Source organism: Campylobacter showae CC57C (assembly GCF_000344295.2).
Classification (GTDB): domain Bacteria; phylum Campylobacterota; class Campylobacteria; order Campylobacterales; family Campylobacteraceae; genus Campylobacter_A; species Campylobacter_A showae_B.
Genome location: NZ_AOTD01000178.1, coordinates 1 through 1882 on the forward strand (window position 1 = coordinate 1; position 1882 = coordinate 1882).

At 29.1% G+C, this 1882-nt stretch carries 1 protein-coding gene; it reads left to right on the forward strand.

The window, feature by feature from the left end; genetic code table 11:
• Nucleotides 1-200 precede the first annotated feature (200 nt).
• The gene (locus H740_RS06815) at nt 201-1802 is read left to right on the forward strand and encodes a hypothetical protein (protein ID WP_002952675.1); all 1602 of its coding nucleotides are present in this window, start codon (nt 201-203) and stop codon (nt 1800-1802) included.
• The last annotated feature ends 80 nt before the right edge of the window (nt 1803-1882 follow it).

Genomic DNA, 1882 nt, shown 5'->3' on the forward strand with positions numbered 1-1882 from the left:
GTCGGTTCGAGTCCGACCTCGGGCACCATCGATTATATCGTTATTTTAAAGCTTTTATAAAAATCCAAAAGACATAAAATTCTATTCAAGGGTGCACATTAGGGTACACATTTTTTAGCTACTTTATAGTTTGAATGTGAATCTTAAAAAATCATTGTATAATTTTATATTCAAATTATAGCTAGAGGCAGAGGTGGCGTATGGTAAGACTAGATAATGATGCTCATTGCGAATTACAAACAGATTGTGTTTGTAATTGGGTGCAAGATATTACTCGCCCAGAAGTTTTAATAGGCAATGGTTACGAGTTGCATATAAATAACAATACAGAAAGCTATCGGCCTTATCTCCTTCCTTATGCTTTGTACCATATCCATAATGGCTCTTATTATAAGAGTATTTTATTCGAGTTATCTCAAAAAGGTAGTATATTCTGGTTAGACAAAACAGGGAAAATTTGTCATTTACGAAACAATGAAGTTAAAAATGTCAACAAGAAAGATATGGCGCAATTATTAGCGGGATTATTAAGACGAAAAATATATGTTTTTCAAGATTATGAAGAATATGAAATTAAATGCAAAAAAGAAAATGAGCAGCATTCTGGGCCTATAACTACAAATATTCTCTCACAGTCTCTTACATATCAAGGACAAAGCATTCAATCTCTACCAGAGAATTCCGTTATACAATACAATAATATTTTTATTATCTCTGAACTATTTATAGTAGAAGGAGAAAGATTTGATATATATGGCAATAGCGGATTTATTCAATCGCCTGCAGGTGATTTTTATAAAAATATTTTTATGCCAACTGTTTATTTAAATAACAATAAAAGAAAAGATTTTACAACATCTGTAATACTGCAATATATATATTATCTCTCGGATTATAATATTAATAAATTTAACTACATTATGAACTGGCTGTCTAGTTTTGTCAAAAATATAAGCATACATCAATTTTGCTTATATAGTCTAGATAGCATATTAATCTTTAGCGGTAGCAACACAGCTGTAATAGACATTTTCTTAAACAAAATTTTAAAACCGCTTTTTGGTCAAGAGTATTGCCTAGAAATAAACGATAATACGTTTAAATCTAAAGATATAAAAAATAAGTTGCAAAACAAACTTTTATATAGCTTTACCGACATAACCTCAGAAACAACATCCAATATGAATAGAAAAAATATGCTAGAACAAATTATTGGCTCAAACAAATATTCTGGCACTATTTTTATGGGTAAGAAAATTATTATAACAAAAGAACGGTGTTTGTTTTATAAGCTAAATTGTGAGTATGCCGTCTTTGAGGTTACTAGGGATATAAACAATTTTAAATATCGAAGTATGAGCGGTGAAATACATACAGTAGAAAACATAGAATCTGATATATATTTAGATTTGGCAAACTTTTCCAATATCCTAAGAGCCTATATCACAACAAGCAAAGAACCCTTAAAAGCGCCCAAAGATATCGACATAACCAAGCCATTCACAGAAGATGACAGTATTTCAGAATTTGTCGAAGAATTATTAAATAATACAGAAGATTACATTATAAAATTTAAACCATTGGCATCAGAAGCAAACTTTAAAGATATTGAAAAATTATATTGCAAGCATAAGATGATCGAGAGAAAATACGTATACCAACTATTTAAAAGCAAATATAATTTTGATATTAGTTCACATAGACTCTATAAAAAGTTGAGCGAAATAAATAACTATGCTTTTAAGATGCGCCAGGCTCCAGGCGGAGCAAAATGCTTCTATTTCCCAGACAAAATTAAATAAATATTTTTAAAGTATTAATATTATACTTAATTAATATTATGTTTCTTTTAGTGTTTCTATTATATTTCTAGATATAGATA

Coding starts and splice junctions, on each gene's coding strand:
- H740_RS06815 (WP_002952675.1), top strand. CDS start 201: ATGGTAAGACTAGATAATGATGCTCATTGCGAATTACAAACAGATTGT.